Below are 18,025 nucleotides of genomic sequence, written 5' to 3'. Positions count from 1 at the left end.
CAGGAGAGGCGATGAGCGGTTCCATCCGTCGAGTCATACGGGTTCTGCTCGTCGCCGGCGCGGCGGGCGGCCTGCTCCTCGGGGCTTCGGGATCTCCTGCGGGTGCTCAACCTGCGGGGTTCCCCAACTTTGACGACTTCACCGCGGTCCCGGTGGACAACTACATCTCGACGGGCCCGAAGGGGCCGGGGCGCTGGGTGAATTTCTCCACGCCCTACAACGTCGCCTGCCAATTCGACGCCATCGATCCGCCGGCGGGATCATCGCAGGCCATCATGTGCGACGGCGACATGCCGGGCCTGGCCAACGCGCCGCTCGGCTCCGGCGCCCCGGTGGCGGGCGGCTGTGTGATCGGGACCGTGCGCTCCCAGGGTGCGGCGGGCCTGCGGCTGAACCGCGAATCGACCGGCTGCGGCCGCCAATTCTCCAACGGGGCCTTCCTGGGCGTCGGGCAGAAGCTGACCTACGGCAACGTGACCTGCGCAGTGGGCACCGACCAGCTCGTCGCCTGCCTGGACACCTCGCTGGGACATCACGGGTTCGTGCTGAGCCCGTCGGGCAGTTCGGCGTTCTGACGCTGCCAGGGCCCCGGCTGCGCTACGGGTCGATGTTGAAGGTGGTCGTGTAGGTCCGCGGGTGATAAGGCGGTGGCGGGGCATCTGGCCCGACCGGCCAGCCCTCCGGTGTCGGCCACGTGCTGACCCGCATCGTCACCTGCTCTTGCCCGTTGGGAAGCGTCTCGACGTTGACGATGCTCGGCCCATACGGGACGGCCGGCTGATTGCCGGGGCTCGGGATGAATCCGGGGCCGGTGAGCTCCTGTGCGGGAGCCTGGAGCAGGCCCTGCGGGGTGCCCGCGGCCACGCCCATGACCTGATGGTCGTCGCTCGCGCTGGTCAACAGATACCCGCCCTGGGGCAGAGCCACAATCTGATTCTCCCGGTTGCCGGGACCGAGATTGTCGAAGGCGCCGACCTCGTGCAGGCTGTTCATCCAGGCGTTCGGCGGGTCACCGGCGACGACCGGGGCCGACTGCCACAGGGCGCGCTGACCGTCCTGGCCGACGTTCCCGACGATGACCATGGTTCCGGATGCCGGGTCGTAGACGCCGCTGGCTTGGGAGATACCCACCTTGGTGTCTGAACCGAGGGGGGTGCCCAGCAGCGGTCCCAAATCCGTTGCCGGGTCGGCCAGATTCTGTACTCGCGATTCCGGCGCGATGTAGTTGTCCGGTGAGGTGCCGGGCCCGTAGGGCCGCACACTGTAGAACGCGTATTGCTGACCGTCGGGGCCGACGGCGGTGCCGGTCGGCAGTGCCCGGAAACCATCGTCGACCGGGAACGGATTGTCGATGTCGGGCTTGCCGGGGATGTGTATGCGGGGGTGGCCGCTCTCCGGATCGCCGGTGATGACGATGCCAGTGCCCGGGATAGTCGCCCCCAGGTCATACGGTGCACCGTCCTGCTTCTCCGGCATCGGCGGGCTGCCCACGCCGGCGATGGTGGGATCGTGCGGCTGCTGACCGTCGGCGGGAATCGTGTTGTCCACCAGCCGGATATGCGGGTCCTGTCCGCCCTCACCGCTGCCCAGCTTGTAGTGGTTGGTCAGGGTCTGCACCAGCTGAGCCCGCTGGCGACTGTCGGCGGCGGCCTCGGAGACCACCCGGTGGATCTCGCGAGTCTTGGCGGTCAGGAATCGCTGGAATTGGCGGGAACCGGTGGGGGTGTCCAGGCCCGGCCAGCTGGCTGCCGATTGGCGGATCTCGGCCTCGATGGCGTCCAGGCGTTGCCGCGAACTCACGCTGTGCTGTACGGCCTGCTGCAGGACCGATTGGAGCTCTTTGTCGGCCGCTACCGATGCCGCCAGCCGGTTCGCGAGCAGGTCTTCACGCGCGCGTGCCGCATCCGCGAAAGCACCGAGGTTCTCGGCCATAGCGCACAGGGTAGTCGGCCCGGGTTGGGCTACTGGCTCTTTTTCACCCGGCGCTTGCCGGTGGGGCGCAGCTTGTCGTCGTCGGTCGATGCCGGCTCGTCCGCGTCCTCGCCCGCCGATTCGGCTTCAGTCTCGGCTTCGGTCTCGGTCTCGGTCTCGGTGTCGTCAGCGTCAGCGTCCGCGTCGTCGTCAGTGTCGTCAGCCTCGGCCGCGTCGTCGTCAGCCTCGGCATCGTCGTCGGCCTCAGAGTCTTCGGCCTTCGCGTCGCCGGACTTCTTGCCCCGCCGGCGCTCCTTCTTGGGCTGCTTCTCGGCCTTGGGCTTGATCGGTTTGGGGGGCGGCGGCGGCATCTCGGCGACGAACGCCAGGTAGAACGCGCCGATTCCCAACAGGGCGATCGCGGCCGCGGCCCCATAAATCCCGAACAGCCACATTCCGAAGCTGTCCAGCGACAACCAGATCTCGCTGACCGCGGTGCCCGCGATCAACGCGCCGGCCACCAGGTGCGCCACGATCGAGCCGGTCAACAGCGACAGCGCCAGCTGCGGGGTGCCGTACTCGGGCTTGCGGGCCTGCTTCAAGACCGTCGCCACCGGCAGGGCCGTTGCCCCGACCAGCAGTCCGAGGATGACTCGCATCACGGTGCCCAGCACATGCGGACTGAAGCCGGTCAGCTCCCACCATCGCGGCAGGACAAAGAGGAAATACAGAATGGCGGCGAGGGTCGAGAGCGACGCGTGCCAAATCGTGGCGACGGTACGACTCACGCCACCTCCCATGCTCGTCAGCTAGTGATTCAGGTGCGACCGGACCTCGATCTTTCGGTCCGGCCGCACCTGAATCGGGTGCGGAGGATAGGGGATTTGAACCCCTGAGGGCTATTAACCCAACCCGCGTTCCAGGCGAGCGCCATAGGCCACTAGGCGAATCCTCCGTCGGCAATGGTAACTGAGTCCCTCGGCGGGCCTGCGCACTGCTCTTCCAGTCGGGTTCCCGCCCCGCGTCGCCGCGCTCTGCTGGACCGCTAGACTTGCCCCTGGACCCCGCGCGGCGTCCATCCTGTGAACTCCCCCAGGGCCGGAAGGCAGCAAGGGTCAATGGGCTCTGGCGGGTGCGCGGGGTCCCCTTATATGTCGGGCCTTCGCCGGATGATTGCGCTTGATAAGGGACTTGAAAGGGACGTCGTGTCGCTGCATACCCTCAACCGTGCCGACCTGACCGCGCAACATGAGCGCTACCAGCAGGACTACGCCGCGCTGCAGGCCAAGAAGCTGTCACTGGACCTGACCCGCGGCAAGCCGGCGCCCGCGCAGCTCGATCTGGCCAACGGACTGCTGGCCCTGCCCGGCCCCGACGACTACCGCGGCGACGACGGCACCGACACCCGCAACTACGGCGGCCTGCACGGTCTGCCCGAGCTGCGCTCCATCTTCGGGGAGCTGCTCGGCATCGCGGTCCCCAACCTGATCGCCGGAAACAACGCCAGCCTGGAATTCATGCACGATGTCGTCGTCTACTCGATGCTGCACGGTGGCGTGGACTCGCCGCGGCCCTGGAGCCAGGAGCCGGCCGTCAAGTTCCTGTGCCCGGTGCCCGGTTATGACCGGCACTTCGCGATCACCGAGACCCTGGGCATCGAGATGATCCCGGTCCCGATGCGCGAGGACGGCCCGGATGTCGACCTGATCGAAGAGCTCGTCGCCGCCGACCCGGCCATCAAGGGCATGTGGACTGTGCCGGTGTTCGGCAACCCGACCGGCATCACCTACTCCTGGGAGACCGTGCGCCGGCTGGTGCAGATGAAGACCGCTGCCCCCGACTTCCGGCTGTTCTGGGACAACGCCTACGCGGTGCACACCCTGACCACCGAGTTCCCCCACCAGATCGACGTGCTGGGGCTGGCCGCGGCCGCGGGCAACCCGAACCGGCCGTACGTGTTCGCCTCCACCTCGAAGATCACCTTCGCCGGTGCCGGTGTCAGCTTCTTCGGCGGCTCGCTGGGCAACATCGCCTGGTACCTGCAGTACGCCGGGAAGCGCTCGATCGGCCCGGACAAGGTCAACCAGCTGCGTCACCTGCGGTTCTTCGGCGACGCTGACGGGGTGCGGCTGCACATGCGCCGCCACCAGGAGATCCTGGCGCCCAAGTTCGAGCTGGCCGCCGAAATCCTGGAGCGTCGCCTCGGGGACTCCAAGATCGCGTCGTGGACCGACCCCAAGGGCGGCTACTTCATCAGCCTGGATGTCTGGCCGGGCACCGCGCGTCGCACCGTCGCGCTGGCCAAGGACGCCGGCATCGCGGTCACCGAGGCCGGTGCGTCGTTCCCGTACCGCAAGGACCCCGAGGACAAGAACATCCGGATCGCCCCGTCGTTCCCGTCCGCCGAGGACCTGCGCGACGCCGTCGACGGACTGGCCACCTGTGCGCTGCTGGCCGCCGCCGAGCAGCTGCTGGGCTGAGATGTCCAGAGTCTGGGGCTGCGCGGTGGTGGCGGCAGCTTGCGTGGTGCTGGGCCCGGTCCCGGCAGCGTCCGCACTGCCGGGACCGCCGGTCGACCCGAAGCCGGTGCCGGCTCCAGTGGCCGCGCCCGAGCAAGTCGAGGCCTTGCCGCCCAGGGCGGCTGATGAGCTCGACCTTTTCCGGCACGACGCCGCCGAAGCCGCACTGGGCAATCCGGTGGTCTACGGCGACGGCCAGTGCTACCCGCTCGTCGAGCACTACATCCAGTCGCTGGGCTGGTGGCGCAACACCGATCCCAGCGGCAACGTCTCCGACCTCTACCACCATTTCCCCACCAACGGCCTGAGCCGATACTTCGACCAGGTGCCGTTCGACGGCGGCCTGAACGAGCCGCGGGTCGGCGACATCGTGGTCTACGACCCCGGCGGTTACGTCAGCGAGCACGGGCACGCCGCGGTCGTCACGGACGTCCGCGGCCACGGTCCGCTGCTGAGCTATGAAACCGCCGACCAGAACGCCGGCGGCCGGTTGTTCGTCACGCTCAACCAGCGTGACTTCAGCCCGATGTGGAACACGCTGGGGTATCTGCGCCCGAAGTCGTAGCGCTTGGCCTGGCGGGCCTGCACCGTCGTCGGGCCGAGCAAGTAACCTCCCTTGCGTGGCGCTCTACCGCAAATACCGGCCGGCAACCTTCGCCGAAGTGGTGGGGCAGGAGCACGTCACCGAACCCCTGTGCACCGCCTTGTCGGCGGGCCGGATCAACCACGCCTACCTGTTCTCCGGGCCCCGTGGCTGCGGCAAGACGTCGTCGGCGCGCATCCTGGCCCGATCGCTGAACTGTGCGCAGGGGCCCACCCCGACGCCGTGCGGCACGTGCGACTCGTGCGTGGCGTTGGCCCCCAACGGCCCGGGCAGCATCGACGTCGTCGAACTCGACGCGGCCAGTCACGGCGGCGTCGACGACACCCGCGATCTGCGCGATCGCGCCTTCTACGCCCCCGCCCAGTCGCGCTATCGGATCTTCATCATCGACGAGGCGCACATGGTGACCACCGCGGGTTTCAACGCGCTGCTCAAGATCGTCGAGGAGCCGCCCGACCACCTGATCTTCGTGTTCGCCACCACCGAGCCGGAAAAGGTGCTGCCGACCATCCGGTCGCGCACCCACCACTATCCGTTCCGCCTGCTTGCCCCGCGGACCATGCGGGAGTTGATCGGCCGGATCTGCGAGCAGGAGAACGTCGCCGTCGACGACGCGGTGTATCCCCTGGTGATCCGGGCCGGCGGCGGCTCGCCGCGCGATACCCTTTCGGTGCTCGACCAGCTGCTGGCCGGCTCGGAGAAGGACGACACCGGCATTGACCACGTCCACTATCAACGGGCGCTGGGCCTGTTGGGGGCCACCGATGTCGCCCTGATCGATGAGGCGGTCGACGCCCTGGCCGCCGGGGACGCCGCATCGTTGTTCGGAGCGGTCGAGGCGGTTGTTGACGCCGGCCATGACCCGCGCCGGTTCGCCATCGACCTGCTGGAGCGGTTCCGGGACCTGATCGTGCTGCAGGCGGTCCCCGACGCGGTCGCCAAGGGTGTGGTCGACGCGCCGGAGGACATGCTGGAGCGGATGCATGAGCAGGCCGCCCGGCTGGGTCCGGCCACCCTGGCGCGCTATGCCGAAGTGGTGCATGCCGGCCTCGGCGAGATGCGTGGTGCCACCGCGCCGCGGCTGCTGCTGGAGGTGGTGTGCGCCCGGCTGCTGTTGCCCTCGGCCGCGGACACCGAAGCCGCACTGCTGCAACGGGTTGAGCGCATCGAGGGTCGACTCGACATGTCGATCCCGTCGGCGCCCGCGCGAACCGGCACCGCTCCCACCGTGAGCTCGCCGGCTCCGGCCGCTGCCGCCCCGGCTGCCGCCCCGGCGGCCGCCCCGGCGGCACCCGCCGCGTCAGCCGGCAAGCAGTTCACCCGCCGCTCTGCCCGGGCAGCTGAGGCCGCGCCCGAGCCTGCGCCGGTGCCTGCCGCCGCCCCCACTCCCGAGCCGGTGCCGGCACCCGCGGTGGCAGTGCCCGAACCCGAACCCGCCGCGCCACCCGTGCCGGCGCCGACGCCGCAACCCGAGCCTGAACCCGCGCCGGCGCCGCCGGCGCCCGCTGCGGCAGCCACCCCGGGCGAACCCGACGCCGCCGCGGTGCGCGCGATGTGGACCACGGTCCGCGAAAAGGTGCGCCAGCGCAGCCGCTCGACCGAGGCGATGCTGGCCGACGCGACGGTGCGCACCGTGGACGGCAACACCTTGGTGCTGACCCACGGAACGGCCTCGCTGGCCAGGCGACTCTCCGAACCGCGCAACACCGACGTCATCACCGAGGCGCTCAAGGACGCCCTCGGGGTGAACTGGCGGGTGCGCTGCGAGGCCGGCGGACCCGCCCCGGAAGCGGGCCACCCGGCTGCGCCCGCTGCCGTCGATGTGGAATCGGCGCGGCGTGCCGACGAGGAGGCCATGCTGGCCGAGGCTGCCGGAGACGCCGGCTCAGACGCCCCGCCCCGCCGCGACCCCGAAGAAGTGGCCCTGGAGTTGTTGCAGAACGAGCTGGGCGCCCGCCCGATCAGAGGCGACTGAAGGCTGCTCTTTCTAGGGGGTCCACCAGGGCCGCAGCGGCAGGCCCCCATCCCCGCCCTGCTTGTCGACGTTGCCGGCCAGCACGTGGTGTAACTGACATTGGTTGCGCTCGAAGCCGATTACCGCCGCCGCCATGTACAGACCCCATACCTTGGCGCGGCCCAGGCCGACTTCGGCGACGGCCTCGTCCCAGTGGTCCACCAGGTTCTGGCACCAGCCGCGCAGCGTCTTGGCGTAGTGGAGCCGGAAGTCCTCCTCGTGCAGGACCTCGAGACCGGTCTGCTGGATCTCGGCGGTGATGGTTCCCACCCCGGTGATCTCGCCGTCGGGGAAGACGTACCGGTCGGTGAATGGGTCGCCCTTGTAGATCGAATTGTCCGCCGTTGTGATGCAGTGGTTGAGCAGCAGGCCACCGGTGCGCAGTTTCGATTTGAGGAAACCGAAGTAGGACGGGTAGTTCTTCACCCCGATGTGCTCAGTCATTCCGATCGACGAGACGGCGTCGAACTCGGTCTCTCGCACGTCCCGGTAGTCGCAGTGCCGGACTTCAGCGAACTCGGAGAGCCCTTCATCGGCGATCGCCTGCTGCGCCCAGGCGACCTGCTCTGCAGCCAGGGTGGCGCCGAGCGCGTGCACCCCGCGGCGCGCGGCGTAGCGCACCATGCCGCCCCAGCCGCAGCCGACGTCAAGCAGGCGATCTCCGGGCTTGAGGCGCAGCTTGTCGAAGATCAGCCGGTACTTGTTCTCCTGGGCTTCTTCCAGCGTCGCGTCGGCGGTCGGGTAGATCGCACAGGTGTAGGTCATCGACGGGCCCAGCACCCACTCGTAGAAGGTGTTCGACACGTCGTAGTGGTGATGAATCGCGTCCGCGTCCCGAGACTTGCTGTGCCGCAGCCCGCTGGCGGTGCGTCGCCATTTGGGTGGCGCCTCCTCCGGAGGCGGCGCGATCGGCTTGAGATTCCTCAGTCCGATGGAACGGACGATGTTGGCCATATCGCGCGGCGACGGGTGCTTGAATTCGAGGTCCGCCATGGCGTTGAGCACCTCGTAGGGATTTCCCGGATGGACACCACGCAGCTCCAGGTCACCCGAGACGTAGGCCCGGGCTATGCCGAGTTGGCCCAGTGAGGTGGCCAGATACGCGGTGGCGCGTGGATTCAGCAGATCGACTCCTAGTTCTGCGTCATCGGGGCCGGCACTGCTGCCGTCGTAGGCGGAGATCTTCAGCGGTGGCTGCCCCCCGCCGGCCAGCAGCACCAGAATCTCGGCCAGCCCCAGCTTGCCGTTCGCGGTGGTGTTCGTGCTTCTGATGAGTGTTTTGGCCGTCATGATGAAACCCCCCTTGTCGAGATGCGGATAACCGCCCGGGCGCCACCTCAAACACGCGTAACGTTGCACCGCAATGGGCGAGATGACCGAAACAACCACCTGCGCGATCGTCGGTGGTGGACCGGCAGGCATGGTTCTCGGGTTATTGCTGGCCCGTGCCGGTGTGCAGGTGACGCTGCTGGAAAAGCACGCCGATTTCCTGCGCGACTTCCGTGGCGACACCGTGCACCCCACCACCTTGCGACTTCTCGACGAGCTCGGGCTCTGGGAGCGCTTCACGACGCTGGCGCACAGCGAGATCCACCAGGTCAGTCTGGACGTGGCGGGGCGCGACGTGACGGTGGTCGACTTCGGCCGGTTGCGCCGCCAGCCGCACCCCTACGTCGCGATGGTGCCGCAGTGGGACCTGCTCAACCTGCTCGCCGAATCCGCGCAGACCGAGCCGACGTTCAGCTTGCGGATGCAGACCGAGGTCACCGGGCTGCTGCACGAAGACGGTCGGGTGGCCGGAGTGCGCTACCGCGATGCCGACGGCACCGGCGAACTGCGTGCGGACCTCACGGTCGCCTGTGACGGACGCTGGTCGGTCGCACGGCACGAGGCCGGCTTGCACTCGCGCGAGTTTCCGGTGAACTTCGACGTCTGGTGGTTCCGGCTGCCGAACGACCGCGCCGCTCAGCCCACCTTGTTGCCCCGGCTCGGGCCGGGCCGGGCCGCGATCATGATTCCGCGCGACAGTTACTTCCAGGTCGCCTACCTGGGGCGCAAAGGCACCGACGCGGACAAGCGGGCGCGCGGTATCGAGGCGTTCCGCCGCGACGTGGTCGAGCTCATTCCCGAGGCCGCGGATTCGGTGGAGGCGTTGCGGACCCTGGACGACGTCAAACATCTTGACGTACGGGTGAATCGGTTGCGGCACTGGAGTATTGACGGTCTATTGTGCATCGGCGACGCGGCGCATGCCATGTCGCCGGTGGGTGGTGTCGGCATCAATCTGGCGGTGCAGGACGCGGTGGCCGCCGCGACCATCCTGGCCGAGCCGCTACGCCAAAGGCGGGTGACCCGCCGGGATCTGGCCGCCGTACAGCGACGCCGGGAGCTGCCCACCGTCGTCACCCAATCGGTGCAGCGGGCGGCGCACCGGGCGCTCAACCCGATCCTGCGCGGCGAGAACCTCAGCCCGCCGGCGAGTGCGGGCACGTTGTTCGCCAGGTTGCCCTGGCTGTCGGCGATTCCGGCCTACCTCGTCGGTGTGGGGGTGCGCCCCGAGCGTGCCCCGGCCTTCGCGCGGCGTTAGGGCCGCCACCACGGCCGCAGTGGCAGGCCGACCCCAGCGCCGCCGTTGGTCGCCAGCGCATGATGAAGCTGAATCACGTTGTGCTCGAAGCCCAGCCGGGAACCGGCCATGTACAGACCCCACACCTTGGCGGTGGCCAGCCCGACTTCGGCGACGGCGTCGTCCCAGTGCGCCACCAGATTGGCGCACCAATCGCGCAGGGTCAGCTCGTAGTGGTTGCGCAAGTTCTCGGTGTGCAGCACCTCCAGGCCGGCGTCTTGGATCTCGCTGATGATCCGGCCTGATCCGGCCAGCTCCCCGTCGGGGAACACGTAGCGGTCGATGAAATCGCCGGCGGTCGCACTGGACTTGTTGTCCGCCCGGGTGATGCAGTGGTTGAGCAGTAGGCCGCCGGGGCGCAGCTTGGACTTGAGGAAATCGAAATAGGCGGGGTAGTTGGCCACCCCGATGTGTTCGGTCATCCCGATCGAGGAGACCGCGTCGAATCCGGATTCGCCGACGTCGCGGTAATCGCAGTGCCGCACCTCGGCCCGGTCGGCCAGGCCGGCGTCGGCGATCGCGCGCTGTGCCCACTGGGCCTGCTCGGCCGACAGCGTCGCACCGATGGCGCGCACCCCGTGCCGCGCCGCGTAGCGCACCATGCCACCCCAGCCGCAGCCCACGTCGAGCAGTAGGTCGCCGGGGCACAGCCGCAACTTGTCGAAGATCAGCCGGTACTTGTTCTCCTGGGCCTGCTCCAGCGTCGCATCCGGCGAGGGGTAGACCGCGCAGGTGTAGGTCATTGACGGCCCGAGCACCCATTCGTAGAAGTCGTTGGACACGTCGTAGTGGTGGTGAATCGCCTCGGCATCGCGAGACTTGCTGTGCCGTAAGCCTTCCGCGATGCGCCGCCACCGGGGCAGTGCCTCTTGGGGTGGCGGGGCGATCGGCACCAGATGTTCGATCCCGATCGAGCGCACGATGTTGGCCAGCACTCTCGGCGAGGGCCGCTTGAAGTGCAGCTCGTCGGCGAGGGCCTTGAGCAGCAGATAGGGATCCCCGGGATGCACGCCGTGCAGCCCCAGGTCGCCGGAGATGTAGGCGCGGGCCATCCCCAAGTCACCCGGTGCGGTGGCCAGATAGGTGGTGCCGCGCGGGGTCAGCAGGTCTAGGCCCAGGGGCGCGTCGTCGGGGCCGGTACTGCTGCCGTCGTAGGCGGTGAAGCGCAGCGGCAGGTGTCCGTCGGTGGACAGCGTCTCCAGCACCTGGGCCAGGCTCATCCTGCCGGTCGGAGTGCGTACCTGCGCGCTGTCGATCGTCATCGTCGTCGCACCGCCTTGGCGTAGAGGTCCAGTAGCCGCGAGTCGGGGTCGTAAATCTTCTTGATCCGCCGATAGGTTTCACCGCCGTAGAGCTCGTCAAACTCCGCGGCGGTGTAGTAGGAGTCGGAGTACAGCGACTTGTGGCCATCCAGCTCGCTCACCTTGGCCTCGATCAGGCGATTGGTGGCCCCCTCGGTGGCTCCGGCCGGGACCGACGACCAGAACCCGACGTTGACGTAGGTGCGATTGGACCGGATCGGGTACAGCGGCCACTCCTCGTCACCGCGCAGCCGCAGCGGGCATAACCACACCGGCTCGATCGGCACGTGGGCGAAGAACCACTCCAGAAATTGCCGGCAGCGTTCCAGCGGCACTTCGATGTCCTGCACCACGCGCTCACGTGGTGGGCGGTGATTCCGCTTCTCGATCCGGTCGGCGATGGCGAAGCGCTGGTCGTAGGCGATCAGCTTCGAATAGACACTGCTGCGCCGGTAGCGCCGCGGCCACCACCGTCGCACCAGGGGGCGTTGTGCCCCGAACGCGCGCGAGCACCAGAACCAGTCGGTGTCCCAGCGCCACAGGTAGTCGTGGATGGTCAGCCGGTCGTCTTTGATCCCGTGCGCGTGCCGGATCGAGCGGTAGTAGATCTGCTGGCCGGTGTAGTCGCTGACGGCACCGGGTGAATCGGTCGCGATACCGACACACAGGTAGCTCTCCCGGGGGCTGAACACCACCCCGTCGAGGTAGTCCACCGGAACGCCCTCGAACCCGCCGGTGTCGATGATGCGGTCCATCGTCGAGACCAGGTCGTCGAGGGAATCGAACCGGATGTGCCGCAACGCGACGAACGGCTTGACGGCTTCCAGCTCGATCCGCAGCCGCGTCGAATATCCCAGCGTGCCATAGGAATTCGGAAACGCATGAAACAGGTCCTCATGCCGGTCGCGCGATACTGTCAGCATTTCGCCGCTGCCGGTGAGCACGTCCATCTCCAGCACCGACTCGTGGGGAAGCCCATTGCGGAACGACGCCGACTCGATTCCCAGCCCACTGACCGCGCCGCCCACCGTGATCGTCTTGAGCTGCGGGACCACCAACGGTGCCAGGCCGTACGGGAGGGTGGCGGCGACCAAGTCCTCGTAGGTGCACATGCCGTCGACGTCGGCGGTGCGGTTCTCCGGGTCGACGGCGATGACGCTGACCAAGCCCGAGGTGTCCAGACCGGGTGCCTGGCGCTTCGCGCGCGCCCGAAACAGGTTGGAGGTGGGCTTGGCCAACCGGACCGATTCGTCGGAGGGGATGCTCCGGTAGCTGTCCAGCAGCAGCTGCACCCCCCGCGCGTGGGATGTCGGTGTATCGGCCGGCCGAACGGACATCACCTCCCACGCTAACGGCGGATCGGCGGATCTGCACGCACCGCGCAGCGGGTCAGGGCAGCTGAGTCTGACTACTCAGGAAACTGGCGATGCCGCGCGCCACCGCGTCGGCGTAGCGCTGGCGGCCCGCCGGACTCTCCATCAGGCCCGCATCGGTGGCGTTTTTCATGTTGCCCAGCTCGACCAGGACCGACGGGTATTCGGCCAGGTTCAGTCCGGCCAGGTCGGCGCGCCCTTTCAGGCCGTCGGTGCCGATGTAGTTGGCCGGGGGAATGCCCGCGGCCTGCAACTGGCTGCGCATGATCTGGGCGAACCGTACTGCCGGGCCCTCTTGGGCCGGGTTCAGTGGCGGTGCGGAGTAGTTGACGTGGAATCCGCGGCCGGCGGGCTGCCCGCCGTCGGCGTGGATGGACACGATGGCATTGGGGTGCAGTGCATTGGCTGCTGCGGCGCGTGCGTCGATGCACGGGGCCGGCCCGTTGTCGTCTCCTCGCGACATCGCGGTGCGGACCCCGGCGGAGTTGAGGGCTTGGCGGATCCGCAGTGTGGTGTCCCAGGTGAAGCTGTGCTCGGGGTAGCCGGAATTGGTCGCGGTGCCGCTGGTCTGGCAGTTCTTGGTGCCGCCCCGGCCGTTGGGCACCTGGCGTGACAGCGCGGCGGGGTCCCCCGAGCCGCTGTGTCCGGGGTCGAGGAACACGATCATGCCGGCGATATTGGCCGGAGCGGCCCAGGCCAAGGGAGCCAGCGGGGCGCTCGGTACCGCGGCGGCCACCACCAGGCCGGTGGTGATCGCGATACCGACACGGACAAGAACTGGTACGCGCACGCCGCCAAGGTAGGCCGGGGCCGACTACGCTGGAAATCTCACACGCACCGGGTCTCGCAGCTGAAACCAAGCCGCAACCCAGTCGAGACCACGCACACGACAACGCAAGGGGAGTGTCATGCAACCAGGAGGCCCGCCCGACATGTCGGCGCTGCTGGCCCAGGCTCAGCAGATGCAGCAGCGACTGCTGCAGGCGCAGCAGGAGCTGGCCGTCACCGAGGTGCACGGCGAGGCCGGTGGAGGCCTGGTCAAAGTCACCTCCAACGGCAGCGGCGAGGTGCTCGCGGTGAACATCGACCCCAAGGTTGTCGACCCCGAGGACATCGAGACCCTGCAGGACCTGCTCGTGGGAGCGCTCGCCGACGCCTCGAAGAAGGCGCACACGCTGGCCCAGCAGCGGCTCTCGCCGCTGGCCGGCGGCATGGGCGGTGCGCTCGGCATGCCGGGAGCCTAGGTGTGCCGCCTTGTTTGAAGGCCCGGTTCAGGACCTGATCGACGAGCTGGGCAAGCTGCCGGGCATCGGCCCCAAGAGCGCCCAGCGGATCGCGTTTCACCTGCTGTCGGTGGAGCCGCCGGAGATTGACCGGCTCACCGCGGTGCTCACCAAGGTCCGCGACGGGGTGCAGTTCTGTGAGGTGTGCGGCAACGTCGCCGACGCGCAACGCTGCCGGATCTGCGGGGACCCGCGCCGCGACTTCGCCCAGATCTGCGTCGTCGAGGAGCCCAAGGACGTCGCGGCCATCGAACGCACCCGGGAGTTCCGCGGTCGCTACCACGTGCTCGGCGGGGCGCTGGATCCCTTGTCGGGGATCGGCCCCGAGCAACTGCGGGTGCGTGAGCTGCTGAATCGGGTCGGCGAGCGGATCGACGGGGTTGATGTGAGCGAGGTGATCATCGCCACCGACCCCAATACCGAGGGCGAGGCCACCGCCACCTATTTGGTGCGGGTGCTGCGCGACATTCCCGGCTTGAGCGTGACGCGATTGGCGTCCGGTTTGCCGATGGGCGGCGACCTGGAGTTCGCCGACGAGCTGACCTTGGGCCGGGCCTTCACCGGCCGCCGCGCCATGGCCTGATTTCTCTCCCGCGAGCCTGGGGGTACCTCCCGCTTGCGGGGGAGAGTTATCGCGGTCACTACTCGCACTTCTTCGCGCTAACTACAGGCTCGCGTGGGGTGTCGGTGTCCGTCGGCAGTATCTGGACATGGGCGAGGTCTTCATCGGCAGCGAAGCGCTGGCGCAGGACCGGCTCACCGACTATGAACTGCGTCGCTGGCACCGGCCGATCTTCCGAGACGTCTACGTGGTCAAGACCCATGAGCTGACGCTGCGCGATCGGATCGAGGGAGCGTGGCTGCGGTCTGGACGCCAAGGCGTGATCGCGGGGGTCGCGGCTTCGGCGCTGCATCACGCCGAATGGGTTGATCGCGACATCCCCATCGAGTTGGTCTGGTCGAATACCAGGCCACCGCAAGGACTGATCGTTCGCGACGAAACCCTCTCCGACGACGAAATCACCAAAGTCGCAGGCATGCCGGTCACCACCTCGGCCCGCACCGCCTACGACCTAGCCCGCCACCTGCCCCGCGGCAAGGCGCTGGCCCGGCTCGACGCCTTGGCCCGGGCCACTCCGTTCAGCGCAGAGGACGTGCTGTTGATCGCCAAGCATCACAAAGGCGCACGGGGTCTACGCCGGCTGCGCTCGGTGCTGCCGCTCGTCGACGCCGGCGCCGCCTCACCCAGGGAGACCTGGCTGCGGCTACTCCTTGTCGATGCGGGTCTGCCGACTCCGACCACCCAGATCCCGGTGTGCGACCGCAGCTACGCGCCGTTCGCCTACCTCGACCTGGGCTGGGAGAAGTACCGGGTGGCCGCCGAGTACGACGGTGATCAACACCGCACCGACCGGTCGCAGTACGTCAAGGACCACCAGCGTCAGCGCCGGCTGGAAGCCGTGGGCTGGATCAATATCCGGGTGATCAATGAAGACCATCCCGGTGACGTGACGGCCCGGGTCCGCACGGCCCTGCAGTCTCGCGGCTGGCGACCCTGTAGCCCCTAGACCGGCTGCAGCACGTCGGAGATCGGCACACCGGCGGCGATCCCGGCGCGGGCGGTTCGCACCTTCTCCGGGATTCCCGCGCCCACCACGGCGACCAGCGCCCCGTCGCGCTCGTAGTAGGCCAAGAAGCGGCGACCGTCATCCTCGACCAGGTGCACGGTGTCGCCGGCTCGGGGCCGGCCCAGGCACTGGATCTTGACGTCGTACTGGTCGCTCCAGAAGTAGGGCACGCCGGGGTTCACCACCGCTTCCAGGTTCAGCATCGCCGCCACCAGGATCTTGGCCTGATCGGCGACATTGCTCCAGTGCTCGACGCGGATCTGCGTCCCGGTGGCGTCCCGCCAGGACGCCACATCGCCGATCGCCCAGACATCCGGGGCGCTGGTACGCCCGACCGCGTCGCAGACCACGCCGTCGGCCACGTCGATATCGCTGGCGGTCAGCCAGTCGGTGGCCGGGCGCGACCCGACTCCGACCACCACGAGGTCGGCCTCGATGACCGACCCGTCGGACAGCGTCACCGACTCGACGTCGTCGTTGCCAATAACGGCCTCCACCGCCACACCGGTACGCACGTCGACGTCCTCGTCGCGGTGCAGCCGGGCGATCAGTGCCCCAGCCCGCTCGCCCAGTACGCCGGCCAGGGGTGTGGCCTGCGGCTCCACCAGCGTCACCCGCGCTCCCAGGCGGCGCAGGCTGGCCGCGACCTCGCAGCCGATGAAGCCGGCGCCGATCACCACGGCGCGCCGCGCATCAGCAGCCCGGCGCTGCAGCGCTACGCAGTCATCGAGCGAGCGCAGCACACAGATGCCGTCCAAGTCGCCAAACGCCGCGATGCGGTTGGGCACCAGGCCGGTGGCGATCACCAGGTGGTCGTAGCCGAGCACCTGACCGTCGGCCAGCGTCACGGTGTGCGCCGCGGCGTCGACGGCAACTGCCGGGCAGCCGAGACGCAACCCGATCCCGTTGTCCTCGTAGAACCCGGCCGGCTTCAAAGCCACTGCGCTCAGAACGACGTCGTCGACTTCGCCGCGCAGCATCTGCTTGGACAGCGGCGGACGGTCATACGGAGGGTGCTCTTCGGCGCCGACGATCGTGATCGGGTCGCCGAAGCCGTTGCGCCGAAGCTGTTCGGCGGTACGCACCGCCGCCAGGCCCGCCCCGACGATGACCACCCCGCTCACGGCCGGACCACTTCCACCATCTCGAAGTCGGCCTTGGCCGCGCCGCAGTCCGGGCAGCTCCAGTCCTCATCGATGTCGGCCCAGCGGGTGCCGGGCTCGATGCCGTCCTCCGGCCAACCCAGCGCCTCGTCGTATTCGAAGCCGCACTGCAGGCACCGGAACAGTTTGTAGTCGCTCATGAGTTCACTCCGATCGGTTCGAAATCCAGCTTTTCTCGTACCGCACAGTCCGGGCAGGTCCAGTCGTCGGGGATCTGCGGCCAGGGGGTCCCGGCGGGAAACCCCTCTCGGGGCTCCCCGGCGGCCTCGTCGTAGACGTACCCGCAGCCCGGGCATCCGTACCCGGCCATCAGGCGAGCGCCCCGTAGCGAGCCAGGATCTTCTCCCGGCGCCGCGGCGAGATGTTGGCCCGGGTGATGTCACCGGCGTAGTGCTCGAGCACCCGGTGGTCCATCAGCTTGCGCCACACCGTCGGGAAGTACGTCACCCCGATCAGGGCCCCGTAGCCGGCCGGCAGGTTCGGCGAGTCATCGAAGCTGCGCAGCGTCTGGTAGCGCCGGGTCGGGTTGGCGTGGTGGTCGCTGTGCCGCTGCAGGTGGTAGAGGAACAGGTTGGTGACCATGTGGTCGGAGTTCCAGCTGTGCTGCGGTGTGCAGCGCTCGTAGCGGCCGCTGGACTGCTTCTGGCGCACCAGCCCGTAGTGCTCGAGGTAGTTCACCGACTCCAGCAGCGAGGACCCGTAGATGGCGTTGATCAGCACGTAGGGCCACAACGCGACGCCGAACACCGCGATCAGCACGCCCCAGAACAGCACCGACATCGCCAGGGCGTTGACCACGTCGTTGTCCGCCCAGGTCCGCGGGTTCCACGGGCTCTTTCCGGTCCGGCGGACCCGTTGGGCCTCCAGCTCCCAGGCAGACCGGATGCCGCCGAAAGTGCTGCGCGGCAGGAACTCCCAGAACGTCTCACCGAAGCGGGCCGACGCGGGGTCTTCGGGGGTGGCCACCCGGACGTGGTGGCCGCGGTTGTGCTCGACGTAGAAGTGGCCGTAGCAGACCTGGGCCAGGGTGATCTTGGCCAGCCACCGCTCCAGCGACTCCCGCTTATGGCCCAGCTCGTGGGCGGTGTTGATGCCGACCCCGGCCACGGTCGCGGTGGTCAGCGCCACCCCGATCTTGCCCAGGGCGCCCAGCGACCCGTCGAAGCCGAGCCAGCCCAGGTCCGAGGCGGTGAACAGGTAGGCGCCGAAGATGGCGCTGGCGTACTGGAAGGGGATGTAGGCGTAGGTGGCGTAGCGGTAGTACTTGTCGTTCTCCAGCGCCGCCATCACCTCGTCCGGCGGGTTCTGCCCGTCGGCGCCGATCCAGAGGTCCAGCGCCGGCAGCAGCACGTAGAGCAGGATCGGCCCGATGTACAACGGGAGTTGCGCCGCGGTGTGCAGGCCGGCCTGGTTCAGCGCCCAGACCAGCGGCAGCATCAAGAACAGCATGGTGGGCACCACCAGGCCCAACAGCCACAGGTGACGCTTTTTGTCCTGCCAGAGCTTCGGTTCGCTGGCCATCTCGGTGCTCATCGCGTTCAACCCCTCGCCTCGGTCACACCACGTGTTTTCGGATGTGCCTGACGTTAGGTAGCGCCGCAGC

General features: G+C 68.5%; 18 protein-coding genes, 1 tRNA gene and 1 other RNA gene. 9 read left to right on the top strand and 11 right to left on the bottom strand.

Features of this window, described 5'->3' with window-relative positions; translation table 11 throughout:
- The first annotated feature begins 11 nt into the window (after positions 1 to 11).
- On the top strand, positions 12 to 575 hold the full coding sequence (locus ACKY0W_RS20570; protein WP_409435582.1) for a hypothetical protein: 564 nt from the start codon (positions 12 to 14) through the stop codon (positions 573 to 575).
- Between the two features lie 22 nt (positions 576 to 597).
- Here ACKY0W_RS20570 and ACKY0W_RS20565 read toward each other — a convergent pair whose 3' ends face one another.
- From ACKY0W_RS20565 to ACKY0W_RS20555, 3 genes are all read right to left on the bottom strand, one after another.
- A complete protein-coding gene (locus ACKY0W_RS20565) occupies positions 598 to 1,932 on the bottom strand; it encodes a DUF4226 domain-containing protein (protein WP_409435581.1) in 1,335 nt (444 codons plus the stop codon).
- Between the two features lie 29 nt (positions 1,933 to 1,961).
- Entirely contained in the window at positions 1,962 to 2,699 is a 738-nt protein-coding gene (locus ACKY0W_RS20560) for a hypothetical protein (RefSeq protein WP_409435580.1), read from the bottom strand.
- 81 nt (positions 2,700 to 2,780) lie between these two features.
- Positions 2,781 to 2,866 (bottom strand) — tRNA-Ser (locus ACKY0W_RS20555).
- Between the two features lie 100 nt (positions 2,867 to 2,966).
- Between ACKY0W_RS20555 and ffs the strand changes: the two genes are divergently transcribed.
- The 4 genes from ffs (at position 2,967) to ACKY0W_RS20535 (ending at position 7,009) form a co-directional block, all read left to right on the top strand.
- Positions 2,967 to 3,063: signal recognition particle sRNA small type (gene ffs / locus ACKY0W_RS20550), an RNA gene on the top strand.
- Between the two features lie 17 nt (positions 3,064 to 3,080).
- A complete protein-coding gene (locus ACKY0W_RS20545) occupies positions 3,081 to 4,391 on the top strand; it encodes an aminotransferase class I/II-fold pyridoxal phosphate-dependent enzyme (RefSeq protein WP_409435579.1) in 1,311 nt (436 codons plus the stop codon).
- A gap of 1 nt (position 4,392) precedes the next feature.
- Entirely contained in the window at positions 4,393 to 4,995 is a 603-nt protein-coding gene (locus ACKY0W_RS20540; protein ID WP_409435578.1) for a CHAP domain-containing protein, read from the top strand.
- A gap of 55 nt (positions 4,996 to 5,050) precedes the next feature.
- Positions 5,051 to 7,009 carry a DNA polymerase III subunits gamma/tau gene (locus tag ACKY0W_RS20535; protein ID WP_409435577.1) on the top strand — a complete coding sequence of 653 codons (1,959 nt, stop codon included), beginning with the start codon at positions 5,051 to 5,053 and terminating at the stop codon, positions 7,007 to 7,009.
- A gap of 12 nt (positions 7,010 to 7,021) precedes the next feature.
- Here the strand turns inward: ACKY0W_RS20535 and ACKY0W_RS20530 are convergent, their stop codons facing one another.
- Positions 7,022 to 8,338 (bottom strand): class I SAM-dependent methyltransferase, encoded by a 1,317-nt coding sequence (locus tag ACKY0W_RS20530; protein WP_409435576.1) that lies wholly within the window; start codon positions 8,336 to 8,338, stop codon positions 7,022 to 7,024.
- A gap of 82 nt (positions 8,339 to 8,420) precedes the next feature.
- On the opposite strand from ACKY0W_RS20530, the gene ACKY0W_RS20525 reads away from it, so the two are divergent.
- Positions 8,421 to 9,635 carry an FAD-dependent oxidoreductase gene (locus ACKY0W_RS20525; protein WP_409435575.1) on the top strand — a complete coding sequence of 405 codons (1,215 nt, stop codon included), beginning with the start codon at positions 8,421 to 8,423 and terminating at the stop codon, positions 9,633 to 9,635.
- Here ACKY0W_RS20525 and ACKY0W_RS20520 read toward each other — a convergent pair.
- The 3 genes from ACKY0W_RS20520 to ACKY0W_RS20510 are packed head-to-tail and all read right to left on the bottom strand — an operon-like array spanning position 9,632 to position 13,138.
- Positions 9,632 to 10,894, bottom strand: coding sequence for a class I SAM-dependent methyltransferase (locus tag ACKY0W_RS20520; protein WP_409437870.1), 1,263 nt, complete (start codon positions 10,892 to 10,894; stop codon positions 9,632 to 9,634). The genes ACKY0W_RS20525 and ACKY0W_RS20520 overlap by 4 nt on opposite strands.
- A gap of 38 nt (positions 10,895 to 10,932) precedes the next feature.
- Positions 10,933 to 12,312, bottom strand: a complete 1,380-nt coding sequence (locus ACKY0W_RS20515; protein WP_409435574.1) for an FAD-binding oxidoreductase — start codon at positions 12,310 to 12,312, stop codon at positions 10,933 to 10,935.
- A 52-nt stretch (positions 12,313 to 12,364) separates the two neighbouring features.
- A complete protein-coding gene (locus ACKY0W_RS20510) occupies positions 12,365 to 13,138 on the bottom strand; it encodes an Rv3717 family N-acetylmuramoyl-L-alanine amidase (RefSeq protein WP_409435573.1) in 774 nt (257 codons plus the stop codon).
- Positions 13,139 to 13,256: 118 nt separating this feature from the next.
- On the opposite strand from ACKY0W_RS20510, the gene ACKY0W_RS20505 reads away from it, so the two are divergent.
- The 3 genes from ACKY0W_RS20505 to ACKY0W_RS20495 all read left to right on the top strand — a co-directional run bounded on the left by ACKY0W_RS20505 (position 13,257) and on the right by ACKY0W_RS20495 (position 15,199).
- Positions 13,257 to 13,592 (top strand): YbaB/EbfC family nucleoid-associated protein, encoded by a 336-nt coding sequence (locus ACKY0W_RS20505; protein ID WP_409435572.1) that lies wholly within the window; start codon positions 13,257 to 13,259, stop codon positions 13,590 to 13,592.
- Positions 13,593 to 13,602: 10 nt separating this feature from the next.
- Positions 13,603 to 14,214, top strand: a complete 612-nt coding sequence (gene recR / locus ACKY0W_RS20500; RefSeq protein WP_047319776.1) for a recombination mediator RecR — start codon at positions 13,603 to 13,605, stop codon at positions 14,212 to 14,214.
- A 127-nt stretch (positions 14,215 to 14,341) separates the two neighbouring features.
- Positions 14,342 to 15,199 carry an endonuclease domain-containing protein gene (locus ACKY0W_RS20495; protein WP_409435571.1) on the top strand — a complete coding sequence of 286 codons (858 nt, stop codon included), beginning with the start codon at positions 14,342 to 14,344 and terminating at the stop codon, positions 15,197 to 15,199.
- Here the strand turns inward: ACKY0W_RS20495 and ACKY0W_RS20490 are convergent.
- The 4 genes from ACKY0W_RS20490 to ACKY0W_RS20475 are packed head-to-tail and all read right to left on the bottom strand — an operon-like array spanning position 15,196 to position 17,955.
- Positions 15,196 to 16,383 carry an NAD(P)/FAD-dependent oxidoreductase gene (locus ACKY0W_RS20490; protein ID WP_409435570.1) on the bottom strand — a complete coding sequence of 396 codons (1,188 nt, stop codon included), beginning with the start codon at positions 16,381 to 16,383 and terminating at the stop codon, positions 15,196 to 15,198. The genes ACKY0W_RS20495 and ACKY0W_RS20490 overlap by 4 nt on opposite strands.
- A complete protein-coding gene (locus tag ACKY0W_RS20485) occupies positions 16,380 to 16,562 on the bottom strand; it encodes a rubredoxin (RefSeq protein ID WP_409435569.1) in 183 nt (60 codons plus the stop codon). Before ACKY0W_RS20485 ends, ACKY0W_RS20490 begins: the two co-directional genes overlap by 4 nt.
- A complete protein-coding gene (locus tag ACKY0W_RS20480; RefSeq protein WP_409435568.1) occupies positions 16,559 to 16,732 on the bottom strand; it encodes a rubredoxin in 174 nt (57 codons plus the stop codon). The genes ACKY0W_RS20485 and ACKY0W_RS20480 overlap by 4 nt, the downstream gene beginning before the upstream one ends.
- Entirely contained in the window at positions 16,732 to 17,955 is a 1,224-nt protein-coding gene (locus ACKY0W_RS20475) for an alkane 1-monooxygenase (protein ID WP_409435567.1), read from the bottom strand. Before ACKY0W_RS20475 ends, ACKY0W_RS20480 begins: the two co-directional genes overlap by 1 nt.
- Positions 17,956 to 18,025: the final 70 nt, after the last annotated feature.

The organism is Mycobacterium sp. SMC-14 (assembly GCF_046250075.1).
Classification (GTDB): domain Bacteria; phylum Actinomycetota; class Actinomycetes; order Mycobacteriales; family Mycobacteriaceae; genus Mycobacterium.
Note: the sequence above shows the minus strand (reverse complement) of the source record. Positions and strands in the feature narration are given on the sequence as shown.

Coding starts and splice junctions, on each gene's coding strand:
- ACKY0W_RS20570 (WP_409435582.1), top strand. CDS start 12: ATGAGCGGTTCCATCCGTCGAGTCATACGGGTTCTGCTCGTCGCCGGC.
- ACKY0W_RS20565 (WP_409435581.1), bottom strand. CDS start 1,932: ATGGCCGAGAACCTCGGTGCTTTCGCGGATGCGGCACGCGCGCGTGAA.
- ACKY0W_RS20545 (WP_409435579.1), top strand. CDS start 3,081: ATGATTGCGCTTGATAAGGGACTTGAAAGGGACGTCGTGTCGCTGCAT.
- ACKY0W_RS20540 (WP_409435578.1), top strand. CDS start 4,393: ATGTCCAGAGTCTGGGGCTGCGCGGTGGTGGCGGCAGCTTGCGTGGTG.
- ACKY0W_RS20530 (WP_409435576.1), bottom strand. CDS start 8,338: ATGACGGCCAAAACACTCATCAGAAGCACGAACACCACCGCGAACGGC.
- ACKY0W_RS20525 (WP_409435575.1), top strand. CDS start 8,421: ATGACCGAAACAACCACCTGCGCGATCGTCGGTGGTGGACCGGCAGGC.
- ACKY0W_RS20520 (WP_409437870.1), bottom strand. CDS start 10,894: ATGAGCCTGGCCCAGGTGCTGGAGACGCTGTCCACCGACGGACACCTG.
- ACKY0W_RS20515 (WP_409435574.1), bottom strand. CDS start 12,312: ATGTCCGTTCGGCCGGCCGATACACCGACATCCCACGCGCGGGGGGTG.
- ACKY0W_RS20505 (WP_409435572.1), top strand. CDS start 13,257: ATGCAACCAGGAGGCCCGCCCGACATGTCGGCGCTGCTGGCCCAGGCT.
- ACKY0W_RS20495 (WP_409435571.1), top strand. CDS start 14,342: ATGGGCGAGGTCTTCATCGGCAGCGAAGCGCTGGCGCAGGACCGGCTC.
- ACKY0W_RS20485 (WP_409435569.1), bottom strand. CDS start 16,562: ATGAGCGACTACAAACTGTTCCGGTGCCTGCAGTGCGGCTTCGAATAC.
- ACKY0W_RS20480 (WP_409435568.1), bottom strand. CDS start 16,732: ATGGCCGGGTACGGATGCCCGGGCTGCGGGTACGTCTACGACGAGGCC.
- ACKY0W_RS20475 (WP_409435567.1), bottom strand. CDS start 17,955: ATGAGCACCGAGATGGCCAGCGAACCGAAGCTCTGGCAGGACAAAAAG.